Annotated in this window: 2 protein-coding genes; one reads left to right on the plus strand and one right to left on the minus strand. The window is 70.0% G+C overall.

Features of this window, described 5'->3' with window-relative positions; translation table 11 throughout:
- A partial coding sequence (locus FV222_RS28425; protein ID WP_187277532.1) for a tRNA-dihydrouridine synthase occupies positions 1-191 on the minus strand: 191 nt, incomplete at its 3' end.
- A 175-nt stretch (positions 192-366) separates the two neighbouring features.
- Between FV222_RS28425 and FV222_RS28430 the strand changes: the two genes are divergently transcribed.
- A partial coding sequence (locus tag FV222_RS28430; RefSeq protein WP_147816451.1) for a 2-C-methyl-D-erythritol 4-phosphate cytidylyltransferase occupies positions 367-667 on the plus strand: 301 nt, incomplete at its 3' end.

The following is a 667-nucleotide window of genomic DNA, read 5'->3' on the forward strand; positions in this document are numbered from 1 at the left end:
AGGCGCGCCTCCTCCGACCCGCGGGCGAACTCGGCGGCCGCGACCATCTCCGACACCACCGCGCTCGCGCCGGCGCCTCGAGCGATCCGGCGCATGTGCAGGTCGGTGACGCCCGACAGCGGCGCCAGCAGCACCACTGGGTCGACCGAGCGCTCCCCTCGCAGGACGCTCAAATAATGATCAGCTATCATTCTGCACAACAAATAGACAAAAGCGGTTCGATGCAAGCCCTAAGGCGGGGGTCGGGCGGGGAACCGCGCGATTTGATTTCGCTTCATCCCCCGCTTAAACGACAGGCAGATTTTTGAGGACCCGGACCGGCCGCATGGCAGGCGGTCGCGGCCACGGCACGACGGAACCCCAGCCATGTCCGAACCCGGATCGAGCGTCGCCGTCGTCGTCGTGGCGGCCGGTCGCGGCATCCGCATCGGCGGCGGGATGCCCAAGCAATACCACCGCGTCGGCGGGCAGGCGGTCCTCACCCGCACCCTCGACGCCCTCGGGGGCGATTCCGTCATCGACCGCATCCAGGTGGTGATCGCGGCCGACGCGGCGGCGTTCTTCGAGACCTGCCGCGCCGAGCTGTCGCCCTCGGTCGCCGACAAGCTGCTGCCGCCGGTCGAGGGCGGCGCGACGCGGCAGGATTCGGTCCGGGCCGGCCTCGAGG

The sequence above is a fragment of the Methylobacterium sp. WL103 genome, from assembly GCF_008039885.1.
GTDB classification, from domain to species: domain Bacteria; phylum Pseudomonadota; class Alphaproteobacteria; order Rhizobiales; family Beijerinckiaceae; genus Methylobacterium; species Methylobacterium cerastii.